This is a genomic window from Pseudomonas sp. P5_A2_2 (assembly GCF_054177685.1).
Window position 1 is genome coordinate 1 of the sequence record NZ_JBGCUL010001268.1, and the last position, 1,135, is coordinate 1,135.

Consider the following 1,135-nt stretch of genomic DNA (forward strand, 5'->3'; position numbering starts at 1 on the left):
GTTCTCAAGAACCGTACGGTTAGGCAACAAGGCAACGCTTTGAAAGACCATACCGATGTGACGCGCCCTCACCTCTCGCAGTTGTGCCGGCGACAAGGATGAAACGTCCTTGCCTTTGACCAGCACCTTCCCCGAGCTCGGGGTGATCAGCTTGTTCAACAACCGTATAAGGGTGGATTTGCCACTGCCGGACAAACCCATGATGCAAAAGATTTCCCCCCGGCGAACCTGGAGGCTGACATCGGAAACTCCGACCACACAGCCATGGTTTTGCAGGATCTGGGTCTTTGAAAGACCCTGCTGGACAACCGCGTCCATGGCTGCCGGTGCATTTTTACCAAAGATTTTCCAAACCGACTGGCAATCTACCAGCACTTCGTCAGTATTAATTGTGGCCATCGTCATTTCGCAATCCATCGAACCAGTTGTTTGCTGGCTTCTCTAATTAATCAAAGGGCGGCAGTGGCAAACAAACCAAACTCAATAGTTCTTGATATTCCCCCAACGATTTACAAGATCTGTATGGCTATCTATCCAGCCCTTGATAGCCTCGTCCATGGTCTTGCCATCCTTGACTTCAGCATTCATCGCGGTGATGTCCGTTATAGGCACATAAACACTGGCCATTAGTTCACGCGCACGCGGATTGGCTTCAGCGAAGCCTTTGTGTCCTATCCAGTAATAACCCTGCAACGGCGGGAAGACCCCTTTTGGATCTTTCAAGAATTTGAGATCAAATTTCTTGGTCATCCAGGAAGGATCCCAGACGGTTACCGCCACCCATTCCTTTCGGTCGACTGCCGACTTTAAAGCCGCGGTCATTGCCGAAGTACTGCCTTCGACCAGCTTGAGCTTGATGTCGTACGCTTTGACCACGTTGTTCGCGTCACTCATCAAGCCCGAACCTGGCTCGATACCAATGATTCTGTTCCCCAGTTTTTCCGCGTTTGCATTCAGCTGTTCGATGGAGTCGATGTCTACGTAACCGGGTACTGCCAAGCCCTGATAAAGACCGAAGGAGACTGGTGACAGCTTCTCGATTTTGTTCTTGTTCTTTTTCCAATAATCGGCGGCGGCGTAATCAATCTGGGATGCCAATACCTGAATATCCCCTTTGCTGAGTGCAGCGTAGGCG

Annotated in this window: 2 protein-coding genes; both read right to left on the bottom strand. The window is 50.7% G+C overall.

Features of this window, described 5'->3' with window-relative positions:
* On the bottom strand, window positions 1–405 hold a 405-nt coding region (locus ACXRVY_RS30705), incomplete at its 3' end, for an ATP-binding cassette domain-containing protein (RefSeq protein ID WP_458239167.1).
* Between the two features lie 75 nt (window positions 406–480).
* Window positions 481–1,135: glycine betaine ABC transporter substrate-binding protein (locus tag ACXRVY_RS30710; RefSeq protein WP_458239168.1), on the bottom strand; the 655-nt coding region annotated here is incomplete at its 5' end.